The sequence below is a fragment of the Mesobacillus subterraneus genome, assembly GCF_023715485.1.
GTDB lineage: Bacteria > Bacillota > Bacilli > Bacillales > Cytobacillaceae > Mesobacillus > Mesobacillus subterraneus_B.
On record NZ_JAMBOF010000005.1, the window covers coordinates 1 to 20127 of the forward strand.

Here is a 20127-nt window from a genome sequence, read left to right on the forward strand (position 1 = left end):
TCCGCCGCTGATCTTCAAAAGCAAGCTAATGAAGATCCGCTCGACTTGCATGTATTAGGCACGCCGCCAGCGTTCGTCCTGAGCCAGGATCAAACTCTCCAATAAAGAGTTATGAGTTAGCTCATAAGTTAAAACGTTGGCTCATGGTCTTCTATAATAGAAGCCATGATTATTTATTGTTTGTTGACGCTTGTTTGTTTAGTTTTCAAAGAGCAATTTAGTTAGCTTGTCGCCCAGAAGCGACTTTATTAATATAACATTTTACAGCTATATAAGTCAATAACTTTTTCGAAAAACTATTTGTTCAAGTTGTTGTTTTCGTTACTGACTTTGAAGATTATATCAGGCATATTACTATAAAGCAATACTTTTCAATCACTTTCTAAAAAGAATTGCATTCTGAACAAAAAGCGCATGCGCTGAAGTGCCAACCGAAGCGACTCGAGGGTCTAGGCGCTGGAGCTGGATTAAGAAAACTACATATAGTTCTCCACAAATAAATAATTTTATAATTTCTTAAAGAACAAAAAAACCGGCTGCTAAGCCGGCCTACTGGATGATTTCCTCAATATGTAAATGCCTGTTTTTTTCTAATGCAAGAATTTCATCCGAATCTACTAATCTTACTAAAGGTCTGGCTGGATTCTTTTCTTCAACAAAGATGATTTCTGCTGCCTGGCCATCCGATAGCCTGATTTTGCTGCCAATCGAAAAATTCATGATTGCTGAACTCAATGCCTTTAAGGCAGTAATATCGAATTCGCCAAAGAGTTCCTCATTAATCATTTCTAGTACCTTAAATGGAGAATGCTTTGGTTTATAAATTCGTTCTGACGTCATCGCGTGGAAAGAATCTGCCACAGCCAGTATTTTTGCAAACGGATGGATCCTGTTCGCTTTTTCACCAAAAGGATAACCGCTGCCATCTAGCCTTTCATGATGATGCAGGATTGCTATTTTAGCTCCATCCTTTAGCAATGGGCTATTTTTAACCATTTGGTAGCTATATGTAGGATGCTTTTTTATTTCCTCGAATTCTTCTACAGTCAAAGTGGTCTTTTTATTAAGAAGGTTAGGACTGATTTTCGCCATTCCGCAATCTGATAAACAGCCTGCGAGAGCAATCTGAGTAACATCTCCCTTACCGTAATTCAACTTTTTAGCAATGAACGCACTGGTTATGCCAACAGCCAGTGGATGGTCATATAGATATTCGGTTTTGGTCGAATAATGATGCAGGTGGAATATATCTGATGAGTTTATATCTGTCTGTTCAATCAATGGAACGATGATGCCTCTCAATTTGGCAATATCGATTTGCATCCCTGATTGCCAGGATATAAATTCCTTCTTGAAGTCTTGTTTGGTCCGCAAAAATAGATCGATGAAATTATAATCAGCTGAATTGGTACTTGCCCCAGCTTTTATGTCAACACCAATTGCAGGTGCATTGAATGGCATTCCATTCACCAGCGTTTTCTCTACTTCTACTTCTTTTACAAGGAAAATTTTAAGAATGTCGATTAATTGGTTTGACAGCACTGTCTTTTTGCTCATGATTGGTCTATTCGTTTTACTTAGAACATCATCAGTAAGGATACAGCCCTCTTTAAGATTGTCTACATTAACGCGCAAGGCTCTCCACCCCAGAATTTAATTTCATACTATCTAGTTTACTTTATTTTACCAAAAAAGAGGAACACAAATTTTGTGTTCCTCTCAAAACTTTTATTCATTTCCTTCGTCATTTGTTTCAGAAGGCAATTCAGTAGATTCTGTTCTTTCACCTGCTTCTTCAGTTCCAATGGATTCAGGATCGATTGTAGAATCTACATTTTCATCCAATTCTAGGTCGTCGATTTTCTCTTCTTCTTTATCGACTTTTGCAACTGTAGCAACATATTCATTTTCTGCCTTGTTGAGGCTGATTAATTTGACACCCTGCGTGTTTCTGCCAGTCATAGAGATGGAGCTGACAGGAATGCGGATTAGTACTCCGCCAGTTGTGATCAGCATAAGATCTTCTTCACCGGTTACGACCTTCATCGTAACGAGATCCCCGTTCTTTTCTGTTATATTGCAGGTCTTGATTCCTTTACCTCCGCGCCCTTGCCTCCTGTACTCTTCGGAAGGTGTTCTCTTTCCATATCCATGTTTGGTTACGACAAGGATTTCTGAACTTTCCTCAAGGACTTCCATGCCAACGACTTCATCGTCTTCTGACAGGGATATTCCTTTCACTCCAGTGGCAGTTCGGCCCATTGAACGGACATCGGTTTCTGGAAAACGGATTAAAAGGCCTTTCTTCGTACCGATTATCATCTCTTTGCTTCCATCAGTCAAGCGTACAGAAATAAGTTCGTCGCCTTCTCTCAAGTTCAAGGCAATCAATCCGTTATTTCTGATATGAGCAAAGGAAGTGAGCGGTGAACGCTTTGAAATTCCTTCTTTTGTTGTAAAGAACAAGGACCAATCATCTACGAATTCTTCAACAGGAATAATGGCATTTACCCATTCCCCTTTATCGATTTCAAGAAGATTGATGATTGGGATCCCCTTAGCCGTACGGCTGAATTCCGGGATTTCGTAACCCTTCGAACGATACACCTTTCCTTTGTTTGTAAAGAAAAGTATCGTATCATGCGTAGAAGTTGTAATCAGGTGTTCTACGAAATCATCTTCATTTGTTCCCATTCCCTGGATTCCGCGGCCGCCGCGTCTTTGTTGCCGGTATGTAGATACAGGCAAACGTTTTACATAGCCATTATGAGTTAGGGTAATGACGATATTTTCTCGAGGGATTAGATCCTCATCCTCAATCATTTCTAATCCGCCAGAAACAATTTCAGTCCGGCGTGTATCGTTAAAGCGCTCTTTAATTTCAGTAAGCTCTTCACGGATGATTTCAAGCACTTTTTCATCATCTGCAAGGATTGCTTTTAATTCTGCAATCAGCTGCATCAGGTTTTGGAATTCCTCTTCAATCTTCTCACGTTCTAAACCAGTAAGCCTTTGAAGACGCATATCAAGAATCGCTTGTGCCTGCTTCTCGGATAAGTTGAATTGAGTCATTAAGCCTTCTCTTGCTATATCTGTAGTGCGTGAGCTTCTGATTAAGCTGATGACGGCATCCAGGTTATCAAGTGCGATTCGCAACCCTTCGAGAATGTGGGCACGAGCTTCCGCCTTCTTCAGTTCAAACTCTGTCCTGCGGCGAATGACGACAACCTGGTGGTCAAGGTAATATTTCAAACATTGCTTCAGGTTCAGAACCTTCGGCTGCCCATCGACAAGGGCGAGCAAGTTGATCCCGAAGCTTGTCTGCAATGCAGTTTGCTTATAAAGGTTATTTAAAAGCACGTTTGCATTGGCATCTTTGCGAACTTCGATGACCATCCTCATCCCTTTACGATCAGATTCATCTCTTAAGTCCGTAATGCCATCAATTTTCTTATCGCGGACAAGTTCCGCTATTTTTTCTACTAACTTAGCTTTGTTTACTTGGTAAGGAAGTTCTCTAACGATAATAACTTCTTTGCCATTAGCTTTTTGCTCTATTTCCACTTTGGCCCTGAGTGTAATTGACCCACGTCCAGTCTCATACGCTTTGCGGATCCCACTGCGGCCGAGAATCATTGCTGCGGTTGGAAAATCTGGTCCTGTTATGATCTCCATCAGCTCTTGAATCGTTATGTCAGGATCTTTACTAACCGCTAAAACCCCGTCAATAACCTCACCTAGCTGATGTGGAGGAATGTTCGTTGCCATCCCAACGGCAATTCCGGATGTTCCGTTGACAAGAAGGTTAGGGAATCTTGCTGGCATGACGACTGGTTCTCTTTCGGAGCCGTCATAGTTATCCTGATAATCAATCGTGTCTTTATTGATGTCACGCAAAAGTTCCATCGAAATTTTGGACATGCGGGCTTCTGTATAACGCATCGCTGCAGCTGCATCACCATCGACAGAGCCGAAGTTGCCATGGCCATCTACTAGCATGTAGCGGTAGTTAAAGTCCTGTGCCATACGCACCATGGTGTCGTATACAGCAGAATCACCGTGAGGGTGGTACTTACCGATAACTTCACCGACAATTCTCGCCGATTTTTTATAGGCCTTGTCCGAGTGCATGCCAAGGTCATGCATTGCATATAGAATCCTTCTGTGCACCGGCTTCAAGCCGTCACGCACATCGGGAAGTGCACGAGCAACGATAACGCTCATGGCATAATCCAGGAAAGATGAACGCATTTCCTGGCTAATATTAATCTCTTTTACACTAGAATGTGGTGTCTCAGCCATTTAAGAGAAACCTCCTTTAGGACTCTGTTCAGCATTACCATCTAAAGGCGAGCGATTCCGCCAGCCTATTGGTCAAATCAGAAAAAGCAGGATAGAGGCAAAACCTGCTATCCTGGACATATATTAGATATCTAGGTTCTTTACATAGATTGCATTTTCTTCGATAAAGTTACGGCGAGGCTCTACTTTGTCGCCCATTAAAATCTCGAAGGTTTCATCTGCTTCAATCGCATCTTCAAGCCTTACCTGAAGAAGTGTCCTTGATTCCGGATTCATCGTTGTTTCCCATAGCTGTTCTGGATTCATCTCACCAAGACCCTTATAGCGCTGGATTCCTGGCTTTGGCTGCTGCGAAAGCTGGCCTAGAATCTCGTCAAGCTGTTTGTCGTTATAAGCATATTCAATGCGTTTTCCCTGCTGTATTTTGTACAGAGGCGGCTGAGCAATATAAATATAGCCTGCTTCAAGGATCTGCCTCATATATCTGTATAAGAAGGTCAATAATAAAGTACGGATGTGAGCACCATCGACGTCGGCATCTGTCATGATAACGATTTTATGGTAACGAGCTTTTGATATGTCGAAATCTTCTCCAATACCTGTGCCGATAGCAGTGATGATCGCTCTTACCTCATTGTTGGATAAAATTTTATCCAGACGGGACTTTTCAACGTTCAGGATTTTACCTCTTAAAGGCAAAATCGCCTGGAAGTGGCGGTCACGGCCTTGCTTAGCAGAACCACCGGCAGAGTCACCCTCTACGACATACAGTTCGCTGATAGATGGATCTTTGGAAGAGCAGTCTGCGAGTTTTCCTGGCAGGCTGGAAATCTCCAAAGCACTTTTGCGCCTTGTCAGTTCGCGTGCTTTCTTCGCGGCAAGTCTTGCCCTTGCAGCCATTAGGCCCTTTTCAATGATTTTCTTTGCAACTGTTGGATTTTCGAGCAGGAATTTCTCAAAGTGCTCTGAAAAAAGTGTATCCGTAACTGTCCGGACTTCCGAATTGCCAAGTTTTGTTTTCGTCTGGCCTTCGAATTGTGGATCCGGATGTTTAACAGAAATAATTGCTGTCAATCCTTCGCGCACATCATCACCGGAGAGGTTGGCATCACTCTCTTTAAAAACCCCATGCTTACGTGAATAATCGTTGATCACCCTTGTCAGAGCAGTCTTAAAGCCAAATTCATGCGTACCGCCTTCATGGGTGGAAATATTATTTGCAAACGAATAAATATTTCCGGTATAACTGTCATTGTACTGAAGGGCGACCTCGATCGTGATGCCTTCTTTTTCACCTTCAATATAAATCGGTTCATCATGAAGTACTTCTCTTGTACGGTTTAAATGCTCTACATAAGATTTAATTCCGCCTTCGTAGTAATACTCATTCTTTTTACCTTCATCACGCTTATCCTCAATCGTGATCTTAAGGCCCCTGTTTAAGAATGCAAGCTCACGCAAACGGTTGGCAAGCGTTTCATAATCGTACACGAGGGTTTCTGTAAAGATCTCTGGGTCGGGCTGGAAGTGGACAGTCGTTCCAGTGAGATCAGTTTCACCGATCACTTTAAGATCTGGACCAACTACACCGCGTTCGAATTTTTGATAATGGATTTTCCCATCACGGTGTACAAAGACCTCCAAATACGTGGAAAGGGCATTTACAACCGATGCCCCAACACCATGAAGTCCACCGGAAACCTTGTAGCCACCGCCGCCGAATTTTCCGCCGGCATGAAGTACTGTCATGATGACCTCAACTGCTGGCCTGCCCATTTTCTCATGGATACCAACCGGGATTCCGCGGCCATTATCTTTTACAGTGATACTATTGTCTTCTTCGATAATGACATTAATCTCGTCACAATAGCCGGCCAACGCTTCATCAATACTATTATCAACGATTTCCCATACGAGATGGTGTAAGCCCCTTGCACTCGTTGAACCGATATACATCCCCGGACGTTTTCGTACTGCCTCCAGGCCTTCGAGCACCTGTATCTGGTTTTCATCATACGCTTGTCCCTGCATGGCTTGTTGATCCATTGCCATATCGATCACCTACACTTTCATTTTGAATCGTCTTTTTACAACTTCTTATCCAGTGGGCTTTCGCAAAAAACACTGTTTTTCGACATTTTTTGCGAATGCGCCGATCTATTAAAACTCCTGAACGGATAATTTTTGGGAGCGTTTTTTTAATGTTCCTGATGCGAGAGGGGAATAATATATATGATTTCCTGTTACCACAATCGACTTGACCGTCCCTTTTGCCAAGTGGACAACCTGCTGTTCCTGGTGCGCGATGAACTCCTCCATGAATGGAGAAGTGCTTGTGCTGTCAACATCTAAAATTGCAATGATATCCCTTGTTCTGACAAGGACTTCTTCACCAACATGCAAATACATCGGTCCACCTCATTGGATTCTTGACATCTCGCCTGTTTTCACTTTGTATGTGGCCGCTTCTCTCAGCGTCTGGTGGTCAATTCCATCCACACTTGTCGTGGTGACGAATGTTTGAACTTTTCCCTGGATGGTATTTAATAAATGGGATTGGCGATAATCATCAAGTTCAGATAAAACATCATCCAGCAGCAAAATTGGATATTCGCCGATTTCAGAATTAATAAGCTCTATTTCTGCCAATTTTACAGAGAGTGCCGTTGTCCGCTGCTGACCCTGCGATCCGAATGTCTGGACATCCCGTCCATTCACGAAAAATAGCAGATCATCCCGATGCGGTCCGAACATGGTGGTGCCTCGGTCAATCTCTCTCATCTTTATTTTAGCAAACTTTTCTTCATACACAGCTATCATTTTCGACAAGTCATCGTCTTCTGATACCTCTGCAGAGGGTTTGTAGACTATTTTTAAGCTTTCAAGTCCTCTGGAAATCCCCTGGTGAATTGGCAACGCCCATTCTTCGAGCAGATTGAGGAATTCAAACCGCTTCACGACTATCCTGGCAGCTGCCTGGATGAATTGTTCGGTCAGGATATCAAGCATGGTATGGTCTGTGCTTTTTTTGATCTGCATCTGTTTAAGATAATGGTTGCGCTGCTGAAGGATTTTATTGTATTGGCTGATATCATGCAAATAAATTGCAGATACTTGGCCGATTTCCATATCTATAAAACGGCGCCTTACTTGAGGACTCCCTTTTACAAGATTTAGATCCTCAGGCGCAAACATCACGACATTCATATTGCCAACATACTGGCTAAGCTTGCGCTGTTCCAGATGGTTAACCTTAGCGCGCTTGCCTTTTTTCGAAATGACAAGCTGCATCGGCAAAGATCCGTTGCTTTTTTTTATCCGTCCCTCTATTTTAGCATATTCCTCGTCCCAGCGAATCAAATCTTTATCATTGGACGTCCGGTGCGACTTCGCCATCGCGAGCACATAGATCGATTCCATGACATTCGTCTTTCCCTGGGCATTTTCCCCGAGAATCACATTGACCTTGTTTTCAAAACTCGCCTCAAGCCCTTGATAGTTGCGGTAATTCCTTAATTCCAATTCCTCTATATACATGAACAGTTCATCCTCTGGATTATTGCGTTATGCTGAACTCGCCAAATCCAGGAATCCTGACCTGGTCTCCGGAACGAAGCTTTCTTCCTCTTCGCTGATCTTGTTCACCATTGATAAAAACATCATGTTCACTTAAAAACCATTTCGCCATTCCGCCTGATTGAATTACTTCGGCTAATTTCAAGAATTGGCCAAGTGTTATATATTCAGTGTCGATTTTTATTTCTTCATTCACGTGTCTCACCCTTTTCTTCCAAAAGGACTTAATACTTTATTTTACTAAATTTTTTCCATAGAAACAAATTTTCTTATTAAAGAAAGCGTAAGCGCCTTGGTCAGCCCCGACAAGCGCTGGAGCTGGACAATTCTCGAAGTGGATTTTTCAGTTTATCCTCGTATAAAAAAAGCCACCAGCAATAAAACTGGTGGCGATATGGTCATTAGTAGGTTCTAACCGGCAGGATCAGCTGCAGGATAGAGTCATCGTGAAGCGGTCGGATGACGAATGGTCTCATCGCTCCAGTAAAGCTGATTTGGATTTCTGTTCCCTCTAAAGCCTTAAGAGCGTCCATCATATACTTCGCGCTGAATGAAATTTTCAGTTCCTCGCCATCGATTGATTGGCTCTGCAGTTCTTCGACTACAGTCCCGATTTCAGGCGTATTGGAGGAAACTTCAATCGCTCCGCCTTCAATTGTGGAAAACTTAACGACATTGTTTCTGCCCTCTCTTGCAAGAAGTGAAGCTCGGTCAATCGCATGTAGAAAATCCTTCGTGTTCACGACCACGTCTGTCTTGCTCTCATTCGGAATCAATCTTGCTGTATCAGGATAATTTCCTTCGAGCAGTCTTGAGAAGAACAATAAATGCTTTGCTTTAAATAAAACTTGGTTCTCTGTAATGACGATATCTACAGTATCTGAGCTGTCATCAAGGATTTTGCTCAATTCAGTAAGACTTTTTCCGGGAATGACAACATTGTAATTTCCCGTATTTTCAGCTTCAAGCTTTGCTCTTCTCAACGCAAGCCTGTGACTGTCTGTTGCAATACAGACTAATTCATTGTTTTCAACCTTCCAGTTGACACCTGTCAAGATGGGGCGTGTTTCTGAGGTGGACACTGAAAAGACAGTCTGGCGGATTAAGCCTTTTAATAAATCTGTCGGGATTCTGAAGACATGTTCTTCCGAAATTTGCGGAAGGTGTGGATATTCTTCTGCATCCAGGCCATTAAGGTTAAATTCAGATCTGCCAGAACGAATTACGGTCTGCAGATTGTTGTGTACTTCGATTTCAACTGTGTCTGTTGGAAGCTTTTTAACGATTTCACTAAAGAAACGCGCCTGCAAAACAATAGATCCTGGCTGTTTAATTTCTACAATTTCATCCCCGGCTTCTTCTTTAGGGATGAAAGATTCGATGGAAATATCGGAATCGCTGCCTGTCAGAGTTACTCCCTCTTCATTAGCAACAATCTTGATGCCAGTCAGAATTGGAATTGTTGTTCTGCTAGTTACTGCTTTCATAACGTCCTGGACGCTCTGCAATAAAGAATCGCGTTGGATAATAAATCTCATTTTTTAAGCCTCCGTTTAGGAATATTTTTATCTTAAATGCATATATTAATATGTTTTAAAAAATAGTAGAAGTACTAGTAGGGCCTGTGGATTTGTGGATAAGTGGATTTATTCAAAGGAAACACAGCCTATCCACATGTGGACAGACTGTGCGTAACCAATGGTGAGTTATTCACACTTTCCTAAACCCTTAATTGTTCATTTATATCTTTCAGCTGCCTTTGCAAGTTCGCATCAACTGAAATCATCTTAGATATTTTTTCATGGGCATGGATGACCGTCGTATGGTCACGGCCCCCGAATTCTTCGCCAATTTTAGGCAGCGAAAAATCTGTCAGCTCTCTTGATAAGTACATAGCGATTTGCCTAGGGTATGCGACAGATTTCGTCCGCTTCTTCGCTTTAAAATCCTCAAGCTTCACATTGAAATGTTGTCCGACAACCCTCTGGATGTCCAGAATCGTGATCACCTTCGGCTTGGAGCTAGGGATAATATCCTTTAGCGCTTCAGCTGCCAGGTCTGCATTGATGTCTTTATTAATCAAAGAAGAATAAGCCACGACACGGATCAATGCTCCCTCAAGCTCACGAATGTTGGAATCGATTTGATTCGCGATATAAAGCATGACTTCATTCGGAATATCCAGTCCTTCTGCTTTTGCCTTTTTGCGCAGGATGGCAATCCTCGTTTCAAGGTCAGGCGGAGTGATATCCGTGATCAAGCCCCATTCAAAACGTGATCTGAGCCTGTCTTCCAATGTAGGAATTTCTTTTGGCGGACGGTCACTGGAGATGACAATCTGCTTGCTTTCCTCGTGCAATGTATTGAAAGTATGGAAAAATTCTTCCTGAGTTTGTTCTTTCCCTGCAAGGAACTGTATATCATCAATAAGCAGCACGTCGACATTCCGGTATTTGTTGCGGAAATCGCCTGCCTTATTGTCTCGAATCGAGTTAATGAATTCGTTTGTGAATTTTTCAGAAGACAAATAAACCACTTTTGCATTTGGATTATGATCCTGGACGTAATGCCCGATTGCATGCATTAAGTGGGTTTTTCCAAGTCCTACGCCCCCATAGATAAATAAAGGATTATAGGCTTTTGCCGGCGCTTCTGCTACGGCAAGGGAAGCGGCATGGGCGAAACGGTTGCCTGAGCCGATGACAAAAGTATCGAAAGTATATTTAGGATTCATCATACTGACGGGCAAATCAGGTGTTTCATCTTCCTTCTTCACCCTTCTAGGCGGCAAGGGAATGTCCAGATCTTCTTCATTCTGGTTTTGGGGAATAATGAATTTTACTGAAAGCTCTTCACCTGTAATTTCATACAGGATTCCGCTGATCAGCTGGGAATATCGCTCTTCTAGCCAATCGCGGGCAAATTCGTTAGGAGCAGTAATAGTAAGTAGATCACCTTGAAGCGTATGTGCTTTAGTTGATTTCAGCCATGTATCATAACTTGGCTTGCTGATCTTTTTCTCGATTTTGGCGAGAGCGTTGTTCCATAAATCTGCAATGTTCTCCAACAAGTATCCCTCCTTTTCTGTTCTTTTTTAAAAAATTGAAGGTTATACACGTTGTACAACCCTTGAATTCATAAATATACGAAACTATTAATGTGGAAAAATATATAATAAGGAAGTAAAGAAGCTTTTCGACAATATCCACTTCCTGTGGACAAAGTTTTACAACAGCGCTTAATAACCTATCCACAGGTTATCCACATTTTGTGGATAAGTATATTTTCGGTTTCGAATTATTAAGAGTGAAAACACAAATATAATATCAGATAATATAGCATGGCGCAACGCTTTTTAATACATTATCCACAATATGCTAAAGCTGTGGAGTTAATTTGTCCACAGGCACTTGACTTGTGTAAAAGTAGTGAAAATGGGTTGTGGATAATAAAAACCTTGTCGATTTTTGTCCACAGGCCTTTAAATACGCGTTTATTTGGCACAAAAATAATTTTGTTTAAGGAGGTTTTTATTTTTTCCTTCCAATTAAAAATTATCCAGATTTGATTCTGGATCGATTTTTATGCCGAAAAAAATTTTTTATCAGTCGAATTGGATGGTTCGTTAAAAGTTCAAGCATAAGGATCGATCAGCTGGAGAGGAATTTATTTTCTAACAGTATTCTTCCTGATTTCGTAATAGACACTTGACAATTTCCACTGCTCATCTTTATAATTACAAAGACTGTCTGTAACAGCTATTCCTCAGGGAGGTGTAACATATATGAAACGCACTTATCAACCAAATAAACGTAAACACAGCAAAGTTCACGGATTCCGTGCTCGCATGAGCAGTGCAAATGGCCGTAAGGTTCTTGCTCGTCGTCGTCAAAAAGGAAGAAAAGTATTATCAGCTTAGGCCACTGAAATGTCAGTGGTCTTTTTTCTCTTTGGGCAATACTAATTTTGGGAACTATGTATGCTGACAAATTGGCTTTAGGGGATTTATTTTTGGAAATAATGAAGAAATAGGTCCCTTGTCGGCCATTTAACACTGGTCCCAATGAAAACAAGCCGATCCATAGAGAATTGAAGGTGTTTAATAGATGAAAAAAGAATTCAGAGTTAAAAAGAATAAAGAGTTCCAAGAGGCTTTTAAGAAAGGAAAGTCTGTTGCGAACCGGCAATTCGTCGTGTATGTCCTGAAAAAGCCGGAGCAGGAAAATTTCCGTATCGGACTTTCAGTGAGCAAGAAAATCGGCAATGCCGTCATGCGCAACCAGATCAAAAGATATATCCGCCAATCCTTTCATGAGTTTGAGGACCGCGTACATACCGGAAATGACTATATCATTATTGCCCGTAAGCCAACCGCAGATATGGGCATGCATGACATAAAGAAAAGCCTGGAGCATGTTTTGAAGGTCGGGAAGGTTTTGAAGAAGCCGAAAGCTGGAGATAATGGTTGAGGTAAAAATAATTTCTTGATTTGCATTTTTTAAAAGCGCTTCCCTATAAAAAATGTTAAAATACACTTGATTGCATATTGCTAGTTTTATGAGGCGAAGTGTACATAAAAATATGGGACAAACACTTGAAATAAATGAACGTTTCGGGAAGTTAGGAGGAAATGAAGCTTGAAAAAAAGAATATTATTGATAATGGGCTTGCTTTTAGTGATGTCCGTACTGACTGGATGTACGGAGTATAACCAGCCGATCACACCTGATAGCAAGGGCTTTTGGAATGAATATATCGTTTATCCTTTATCACTGCTGATCGTGAAGATGGCAGAATGGCTCGGAGGCAGCTTCGGTTTTTCCATTATTGCTGTTACCTTGATTATCCGTTTTGCAATCCTGCCGCTTATGATCAAGCAAACGAGAAGCTCAAAAGCGATGCAGGCATTACAGCCGGAAATGGCTAAATTAAAGGAAAAATACAGCTCGAAGGACCAGAAGACACAGCAAAAGCTACAGCAAGAAACAATGGCTCTTTTTCAGCAGCATGGTGTTAATCCGCTGGCAGGATGTTTCCCGCTATTGGTACAGATGCCGATTTTGATTGGTTTCTACCATGCTATTTCAAGAACTAGAGAGATTGCCGAGCATAACTTCATGTGGTTTGACCTTGGTTCACCTGATCCATTTTACATTCTGCCGGTTGTAGCCGGTATCACTACTTTCATTCAGCAAAAAATGATGATGGCTGGCCAGGAAGGCAATCCGCAAATGGCAATGATGCTTTGGCTGATGCCGATCATGATCGTTGTTTTTGCCATCAACTTCCCAGCAGCTCTTTCATTGTACTGGGTAGTAGGAAATCTATTTATGATTGGTCAAACGTACTTTATTAAAGGGCCGGATCTTAAAAAAGCAAAGGCTGCCGGCAATGCGGGAGGAGCAAAAAAGTGAAACAGGTAACTGCTACAGGACAAAATGTCGACGAAGCAGTAGAATCCGCTTTAGCTCAATTAAAGACAACCAAAGACCGCACAGAGATTGATGTAATTGATGAAGGCAAAAAGGGGATTTTTGGACTTTTCGGCACACGACCAGCTGTCGTTAAAGTGACAGTGAAAATTGATGCTGTTGAAGAAGCTGCCAATTATTTGAAAGCAGTTGGAGACCAATTAGGTGCTCCAATCGAGGTTGAAGTGAAGAGAGAAGGGAAGACCGTACTTTTGACAATGACAGGCGAAAAGATCGCTTTGTTGATTGGAAAGCGCGGCCAGACGCTGAATTCTCTGCAATTTTTAACTCAACTCGTGATGAACCGTTATTCTGACCAGTATTCCACTGTATTGCTTGATGCCGAGGATTACCGGCAGCGCAGGAATGATACGCTTGTGCAGCTTGCCGAACGCCTGGCGCAAAAAGCAGTGAGAACGGGACAGACCGTAGCGCTCGAACCTATGCCTTCGTATGAACGCAAAGTGATTCATACTGCATTGATGTCAAACAAGAAAATCAAAACATACTCAGATGGCACAGAACCACACAGACATATCGTGATCGCTCCATCGAGATAATAGTGAAAAGCTCCGATTCTTTGCGAATCGGAGCTTTTTTATGTAACTCTTGAGTCTGCTGGAAAAAATTAAGGAGAATTACCAGGTTGCGGGATTTCGACAAAATGCTGCGGAATAAGCTTAATTATTCGCGGAATTCGAGGCAAAGTTGCGGGATTTCGACAAAAAGTTGCGGAATTTTCAAGGTTTAGCTCCTGATTTGCAACACTCCTAGGTTTGGTTTCACTTTAATTACCCATTCTGAAACCCTGTAAGTTGTTTTTACCTCGAAGTAGACTTCAATTCATCTTACTCACAATTGGCTCTACCAACATCTTGTAAAACTACTTTTTAATCCTATTCCAAACCGTGTCCCCGCGACACCGAGTTTATTGATCCACTCCTTCTTTAAAATACTATTTTCACTTTTCCACAGCCTGCATGGAATTCAATTATTTCCTCATCTGGTTTTATTGTTATTCACATGTGGATAAGTTAAAATTAAAGAAGTGTATTTAAAAAGTTGTGGATAAATTTTAAGAATAAGTATGTGTTTCTTTTTTTCAATAAAATGATGTGGTATTCTAGTAATTTGTAGAAAACAAACTTACGTAAAAATTAATATAAATAAATTTGAAGTGAAGTGGGGTGAAACAAGTGGAATTTGATACGATTGCGGCGATTTCGACGCCGATGGGTGAAGGAGCGATTGCGATTGTCCGGTTGAGCGGAGATCAGGCTTTCGAAATAGCAGACCGTTTGTTTAAAGGGATGGGAAGCAAGAAGCTTACCGAGGTGGCATCCCATACCATCCATTACGGACATCTTATTGATCCGAAAAGCGGACAAGTTGCTGAGGAAGTAATGGTTTCTGTCATGAGAGGCCCGAAAACATTTACGAAGGAAGATGTAGTCGAAATCAATTGCCATGGGGGTCTTGTTTCTGTAAACCGTGTGCTTCAGCTTGTACTCAATCAGGGAGCAAGGCTGGCGGAGCCGGGGGAATTTACAAAACGGGCTTTTTTAAATGGACGAATCGACCTTTCGCAGGCTGAGGCCGTCATCGATTTGATCAGGGCGAAAACAGACCGGGCGATGAATCTGGCGCTTGGACAGATGGAAGGGCGTTTATCAAGGCTAATACAGAAGCTTCGCCAGGAAATCCTCGAGATCCTTGCACATGTGGAAGTGAACATAGATTATCCGGAGTATGATGATGTCGAAGAAATGACCCATAACATGCTTTTGGAAAAAGCGAAGTATGTACAAGGCGAGCTAGAAAAGTTACTGCAGACTTCACAGCAGGGGAAAATCCTCAGGGAAGGCCTGTCTACCGTAATTGTAGGCCGTCCGAATGTCGGTAAATCTTCTTTACTTAACAGTCTTGTTCATGAAAATAAAGCGATCGTTACTGATATCCCTGGTACGACAAGGGATGTCATTGAGGAATATGTAAATGTTCGCGGAGTGCCATTAAGACTCCTCGATACAGCGGGAATTCGCGAAACCGAAGATATCGTTGAAAGAATTGGTGTGGAACGTTCACGCCAGGTTCTGAAGGAAGCAGATTTGATTTTACTGGTTCTGAACTATTCGGATGAGCTTTCGGAAGAGGACAGAAACATTTTCAAAGCAGTCGAAGGCATGGATGTCATTGTTATTGTCAATAAAACGGACCTGCCTCAAAAGATAGATTTGGATGAAGTAAGAGAGCTTGGGAAGGATTATTCGCTTGTTACGACATCTTTATTAGAAGATAAGGGTGTCGATGAGCTTGAAGAAGCGATTTCCAGCCTGTTCTTCTCCGGTGCGATTGAATCCGGGGATCTTACGTACGTTTCGAACAGCCGCCATATTGCGCTTCTTAACCAGGCGGTCAATTCGATTGAGGAAGCGATTAACGGAGTGGAAATGGGTACACCAATTGATATTGTTCAGATCGATTTGACGCGTTCATGGGAGCTGCTTGGTGAAATCATCGGTGAAAGTGTCCATGAGAGCCTGATTGACCAGCTGTTCTCGCAATTCTGTCTTGGAAAATAATCATTTACTATATACATCATGTGATAAAGTCAGCTGATTGGCAGCGGACTAAATAAAAGGAGGCAGCAGGATGCAATATGAAGCCGGGAATTTTGATGTGGTTGTAGTCGGTGCCGGACATGCAGGTGTTGAAGCAGCCCTCGCGGCGGCTCGTATGGGCGCGAAAACGGCAGTGATCACGATCAATCTTGATATGGTTGCATTTATGCCATGTAATCCGTCCATCGGCGGACCTGCAAAGGGAATCGTTGTACGTGAGATCGATGCCCTTGGCGGTGAAATGGGCCGCAATATTGATAAAACTTACATCCAGATGAGGATGCTGAATACCGGAAAGGGCCCTGCAGTACGTGCATTGCGGGCGCAGGCTGATAAGTTTGATTATCAGCATGAAATGAAGAAAACACTTGAAAATGAAAAGAACCTGACGATGGTACAGGGTATGGTTGAACGATTGATTGTAGAAGACGGCGAATGCAGAGGGGTAGTCACAATGACAGGTGCTGCATACCGCTCAAAAACAGTCGTTATTACGACTGGCACATATTTGCGCGGTGAAATTATCCTCGGGGAATTGAAATATTCAAGCGGCCCGAATAATCAACAGCCGTCAATCAAGCTTTCGGAGCACCTTGAGGAGCTTGGCTTTGATTTAGTCCGTTTTAAAACAGGAACGCCTCCGCGTGTGCATAGCGATACAATCGATTATGAAAAGACAGAAATCCAGCCTGGTGACGATGTCCACCGTGCGTTTTCTTATGAAACAACAAAGTATATTACGGACCAGCTTCCATGCTGGCTGACTTATACAAATGAGCGCACTCATCAATTGATCGACGAGAATCTGCATCGTTCCCCGATGTATTCAGGAATGATCAAAGGTACAGGACCGCGCTATTGCCCGTCTATTGAAGATAAAGTCGTACGATTTAACGATAAGCCGCGCCACCAAATTTTCCTTGAGCCAGAAGGAAGGAATACTCAGGAAGTGTATGTACAGGGGCTATCCACTAGCTTGCCGGAGGATGTTCAGCAGAGAATCCTACAGACAATCCCTGGCCTTGAAAAAGTCCAGATGATGAGGGCAGGTTACGCAATTGAATATGATGCTGTCGTGCCGACCCAGCTTTGGCCGACACTTGAGACGAAAAAAGTGAAGAACCTTTATACGGCAGGCCAAATTAATGGTACTTCAGGTTATGAAGAGGCAGCAGGCCAGGGACTTATGGCCGGTATCAATGCAGGAAGAAGGGCATTGGGCAAGGAAGAAGTCATCTTCAGCAGGGCAGATGCTTACATCGGTGTTCTTATTGATGACCTTGTTACTAAAGGAACGAATGAACCATACCGTTTATTGACTTCGCGTGCAGAATACCGTTTGCTTCTCCGTCATGACAATGCGGACCTTCGTTTGACAGACAGGGGATATGAGCTTGGCTTGATTCCTGAAGAGCGCTACCAGAAGTTTTTGGCGAAAAAAGAAGCCGTCGAAGCGGAGAAGGAACGCCTGCGCTCCATCATTATTAAGCCTTCGGCAGGGGTTCAGGAATTGATCCGTTCGATGGGAGGAAGCGAATTGAAGGATGGAATTCGTGCTTCTGACCTTCTTAAGCGTCCGGAAGTTTCATATGAGCATATTAAACAGCTTGTTCCTGCGGATGTTGAATTGGATTTTGACACGGCAGAACAAACAGAAATACAGATCAAGTACGAGGGGTATATTGAAAAATCCCTACAGCAGGTAGAACGTCTGAAGAAAATGGAAGATAAAAAAATCCCTGAGAATATCGATTATGATGCGATTTCAAGTCTTGCGACTGAAGCCCGCCAAAAGCTGAAGGATGTCCGTCCGCTTACTTTGGCTCAGGCATCCCGGATTTCAGGAGTAAATCCAGCGGATATTTCGATTTTGCTCGTTTACTTGGAGCAGGGACGCATCGCGCGCATTTCCAGCAATTAATCCAGCAGCAAGGACAGAAAGGGTTGGCTTATGAATACAGATCAATTTAAATTAATGCTTGCCGAGAAGGGGATCGATCTTTCTCCAAAACAAATGGAGCAGTATGAAAAATACTATCATTTGCTCGTCGAGTGGAACGAAAAGATGAATTTAACTGCAATAACTGAAAAACCTGAAGTGTATTTAAAGCATTTCTACGATTCCATTTCTGCAGCTTTCTATTTTGATTTCAATAAGCCGCTCAATTTGTGTGATGTTGGGGCTGGAGCGGGTTTTCCGAGCATTCCGTTAAAAATAGCATTTCCGGAATTAAGAGTGACGATTGTTGATTCCTTGAATAAGCGGATTACTTTCCTGGAGCATCTGTCAAAAGAGCTTGGGCTTGAAAATACGACATTTATCCATGATCGGGCAGAAACGTTTGGAAAAAATCCTGCTCATCGCGAAAAATATCAAGTCGTGATTGCCAGAGCAGTAGCCAGAATGTCCGTATTGAGCGAGCTTTGTCTGCCATTGGTTAAGGTAGGCGGGACATTTGTGGCTATGAAAGGAAACCAGGCTGGCGAGGAGCTTCAGGTTGGTGAAAAAGCAATCAAGGTGCTGGGCGGGGAATTGGAATCAGTACATTCCTTCAAGCTCCCCGTGGAAGAAAGCGAACGGAATATTTTAATCATAAAAAAACAAAAGCCAACACCTAAGCTATATCCTAGAAAACCGGGAACTCCAAATAAAACGCCAATAGAATAGAGTCTCCTGATTCAGTTTCTGCGCCTGCAGGTCGATGTGCTGCTGTATGGGCAGTTCTGGTCCAAAATATCGTGCTTGCGCTTTTTGTCCTAATCCAGGCTTCAGCGCATAGCCAGTTTTCATCCGTGATTTTGCTACTTCGAGTATCTTGCGAGAAGCGTCAGCTTTGAGCAGCTCGGGTCATAAGCCGCCCCTTCAGAAGAATTTTCTAAGGAGCTGGCTGCTCCCACGGCTGTCGCCGCGTCGCAAGGCTTTCGATGATGTAGATTCGGGGAAGTAGCCTGGCTGGGGAACTGCCTCCTCGCAGGTCGGCTTATGCCTGTCGGGGCTGACCAATGCGCTTATGCTTTTTGGTCTATTTTGAATATTAATTTTAGTTTATAATAGAGTCTATAGGCAGGAACTTGTCATTTTTATAGAGAATATGTAATAGGGAGTTCATAAAGGTGGTGTAGGGTGATGAAGCCTTCTTTTTCGCGCTTTTTTGGCCTTGGGGAAAAGGAAAAGGAAAAAGAACGGAACGAAGTGGAAGAACAGAACCAAGTGGAGGAACAGACAGTTGAGGATCTTGACATCGTTGAGAACGAAGAAATAAGGAAAATCCCAATTGACCATATTACTCCAAATAGATACCAGCCAAGAACTGTATTTGACGATGAAAAAATTGAAGAATTGGCCCGTACCATTCACATACATGGAGTAATCCAGCCAATCGTCGTCCGTGAATACGATCACGATAAATTCGAAATCATTGCCGGGGAACGCCGCTGGCGGGCAATGAAAAAGCTAGAGTGGGAAGAAGTTCCGGCAATCGTCAAAAATCTATCTGATTCAGAAACAGCGTCAGTTGCATTGATCGAGAATCTTCAGCGTGAGGAATTATCCCCGATTGAAGAAGCAATGGCGTATGGGAAATTGCTGGAAATTCATAATCTTACCCAGGAGGCGCTTGCGCAAAGATTGGGTAAAGGTCAATCGACAGTTGCGAATAAGCTTAGATTGCTTAAGCTTCCTCAGGAAGTCCAGGATGCACTTTTGAATAAACTGATTACTGAGCGACATGCGCGTTCATTGATTCCATTGAAAAATCCGCAGCTGCAGGTACAGCTTTTGGAAGAGATCATTGAGAAGTCACTGAATGTAAAGCAGACTGAAGAACGTGTGGTCAAGATTTTGAGCCATAATGATGAAAAGCCTAAACCGAAGCGGAAGGCGTTCAGCAAGGACATGCGGATTGCGGTCAATACCATTCGCCAATCCTTAACAATGGTATCTGACAGCGGGATCAATCTCGCTTCTGAAGAAGAAGAGTTTGAGGATTTTTACCAATTCACGATTCGTATACCGAAAAAGAAATAACATTAATGAAAGTGAAGGACAGCTGTCCTTCGCTTTTTTTTTTGCATTTCTATTAAATGAAAATCTTCAAATTTTGGGGGATAGCCGGCGGAAAACGAGTGAATTTCCCGAGTATCTTAAAAGAAGACAC

At 42.6% G+C, this 20127-nt stretch carries 16 protein-coding genes and 1 rRNA gene; 8 read left to right on the plus strand and 9 right to left on the minus strand.

Annotated features, from left to right (window positions below; genetic code table 11):
• From M3204_RS08370 to dnaA, 9 genes are all read right to left on the minus strand, one after another.
• Positions 1-105 (minus strand): 16S ribosomal RNA (locus tag M3204_RS08370); the annotation flags it as partial.
• A 444-nt stretch (positions 106-549) separates the two neighbouring features.
• Positions 550-1635 carry an HD-GYP domain-containing protein gene (locus M3204_RS08375; protein ID WP_251480773.1) on the minus strand — a complete coding sequence of 362 codons (1086 nt, stop codon included), beginning with the start codon at positions 1633-1635 and terminating at the stop codon, positions 550-552.
• Positions 1636-1728: 93 nt separating this feature from the next.
• Positions 1729-4302, minus strand: coding sequence for a DNA gyrase subunit A (gyrA, locus tag M3204_RS08380; protein WP_251480774.1), 2574 nt, complete (start codon positions 4300-4302; stop codon positions 1729-1731).
• Positions 4303-4425: 123 nt separating this feature from the next.
• A complete protein-coding gene (gyrB, locus tag M3204_RS08385) occupies positions 4426-6348 on the minus strand; it encodes a DNA topoisomerase (ATP-hydrolyzing) subunit B (protein ID WP_251481039.1) in 1923 nt (640 codons plus the stop codon).
• A gap of 114 nt (positions 6349-6462) precedes the next feature.
• Positions 6463-6711: an extracellular matrix regulator RemB gene (gene remB, locus M3204_RS08390; protein WP_251480775.1), complete on the minus strand. Its 249-nt coding sequence runs from the start codon at positions 6709-6711 to the stop codon at positions 6463-6465.
• Positions 6712-6720: 9 nt separating this feature from the next.
• On the minus strand, positions 6721-7839 hold the full coding sequence (recF, locus tag M3204_RS08395) for a DNA replication/repair protein RecF (RefSeq protein ID WP_251480776.1): 1119 nt from the start codon (positions 7837-7839) through the stop codon (positions 6721-6723).
• Positions 7840-7858: 19 nt separating this feature from the next.
• Positions 7859-8074, minus strand: coding sequence for a S4 domain-containing protein YaaA (yaaA, locus tag M3204_RS08400; protein WP_251480777.1), 216 nt, complete (start codon positions 8072-8074; stop codon positions 7859-7861).
• A gap of 205 nt (positions 8075-8279) precedes the next feature.
• Positions 8280-9416 carry a DNA polymerase III subunit beta gene (dnaN, locus tag M3204_RS08405; protein ID WP_251480778.1) on the minus strand — a complete coding sequence of 379 codons (1137 nt, stop codon included), beginning with the start codon at positions 9414-9416 and terminating at the stop codon, positions 8280-8282.
• A gap of 182 nt (positions 9417-9598) precedes the next feature.
• Positions 9599-10945: a chromosomal replication initiator protein DnaA gene (gene dnaA, locus M3204_RS08410; RefSeq protein ID WP_251480779.1), complete on the minus strand. Its 1347-nt coding sequence runs from the start codon at positions 10943-10945 to the stop codon at positions 9599-9601.
• 717 nt (positions 10946-11662) lie between these two features.
• On the opposite strand from dnaA, the gene rpmH reads away from it, so the two are divergent.
• The 8 genes from rpmH to noc all read left to right on the plus strand — a co-directional run bounded on the left by rpmH (position 11663) and on the right by noc (position 19997).
• Positions 11663-11797 (plus strand): 50S ribosomal protein L34, encoded by a 135-nt coding sequence (gene rpmH, locus M3204_RS08415; RefSeq protein WP_144479452.1) that lies wholly within the window; start codon positions 11663-11665, stop codon positions 11795-11797.
• 187 nt (positions 11798-11984) lie between these two features.
• Complete coding sequence (gene rnpA / locus M3204_RS08420; RefSeq protein ID WP_251480780.1) at positions 11985-12347, plus strand: ribonuclease P protein component; 363 nt, start codon at positions 11985-11987, stop codon at positions 12345-12347.
• A gap of 168 nt (positions 12348-12515) precedes the next feature.
• On the plus strand, positions 12516-13292 hold the full coding sequence (gene spoIIIJ / locus M3204_RS08425; protein WP_251480781.1) for a YidC family membrane integrase SpoIIIJ: 777 nt from the start codon (positions 12516-12518) through the stop codon (positions 13290-13292).
• Positions 13289-13909, plus strand: coding sequence for an RNA-binding cell elongation regulator Jag/EloR (gene jag / locus M3204_RS08430; RefSeq protein ID WP_251480782.1), 621 nt, complete (start codon positions 13289-13291; stop codon positions 13907-13909). Before spoIIIJ ends, jag begins: the two co-directional genes overlap by 4 nt.
• 636 nt (positions 13910-14545) lie before the next feature.
• Entirely contained in the window at positions 14546-15931 is a 1386-nt protein-coding gene (gene mnmE, locus M3204_RS08435) for a tRNA uridine-5-carboxymethylaminomethyl(34) synthesis GTPase MnmE (protein WP_251480783.1), read from the plus strand.
• Positions 15932-16001: 70 nt separating this feature from the next.
• A complete protein-coding gene (gene mnmG, locus M3204_RS08440) occupies positions 16002-17891 on the plus strand; it encodes a tRNA uridine-5-carboxymethylaminomethyl(34) synthesis enzyme MnmG (protein ID WP_251480784.1) in 1890 nt (629 codons plus the stop codon).
• 30 nt (positions 17892-17921) lie between these two features.
• Positions 17922-18638: a 16S rRNA (guanine(527)-N(7))-methyltransferase RsmG gene (gene rsmG, locus M3204_RS08445; protein ID WP_251480785.1), complete on the plus strand. Its 717-nt coding sequence runs from the start codon at positions 17922-17924 to the stop codon at positions 18636-18638.
• Between the two features lie 459 nt (positions 18639-19097).
• Positions 19098-19997 carry a nucleoid occlusion protein gene (noc, locus tag M3204_RS08450; protein ID WP_251481040.1) on the plus strand — a complete coding sequence of 300 codons (900 nt, stop codon included), beginning with the start codon at positions 19098-19100 and terminating at the stop codon, positions 19995-19997.
• The last annotated feature ends 130 nt before the right edge of the window (positions 19998-20127 follow it).

Bases quoted from the DNA above. Each gene is read 5' to 3' on its own strand.
- gyrA (WP_251480774.1), bottom strand. From the start codon at position 4,302: ATGGCTGAGACACCACATTCTAGTGTAAAAGAGATTAATATTAGCCAG.
- gyrB (WP_251481039.1), bottom strand. From the start codon at position 6,348: ATGGATCAACAAGCCATGCAGGGACAAGCGTATGATGAAAACCAGATA.
- remB (WP_251480775.1), bottom strand. From the start codon at position 6,711: ATGTATTTGCATGTTGGTGAAGAAGTCCTTGTCAGAACAAGGGATATC.
- recF (WP_251480776.1), bottom strand. From the start codon at position 7,839: ATGTATATAGAGGAATTGGAATTAAGGAATTACCGCAACTATCAAGGG.
- dnaN (WP_251480778.1), bottom strand. From the start codon at position 9,416: ATGAGATTTATTATCCAACGCGATTCTTTATTGCAGAGCGTCCAGGAC.
- rpmH (WP_144479452.1), top strand. From the start codon at position 11,663: ATGAAACGCACTTATCAACCAAATAAACGTAAACACAGCAAAGTTCAC.
- rnpA (WP_251480780.1), top strand. From the start codon at position 11,985: ATGAAAAAAGAATTCAGAGTTAAAAAGAATAAAGAGTTCCAAGAGGCT.
- mnmG (WP_251480784.1), top strand. From the start codon at position 16,002: ATGCAATATGAAGCCGGGAATTTTGATGTGGTTGTAGTCGGTGCCGGA.
- rsmG (WP_251480785.1), top strand. From the start codon at position 17,922: ATGAATACAGATCAATTTAAATTAATGCTTGCCGAGAAGGGGATCGAT.
- noc (WP_251481040.1), top strand. From the start codon at position 19,098: ATGAAGCCTTCTTTTTCGCGCTTTTTTGGCCTTGGGGAAAAGGAAAAG.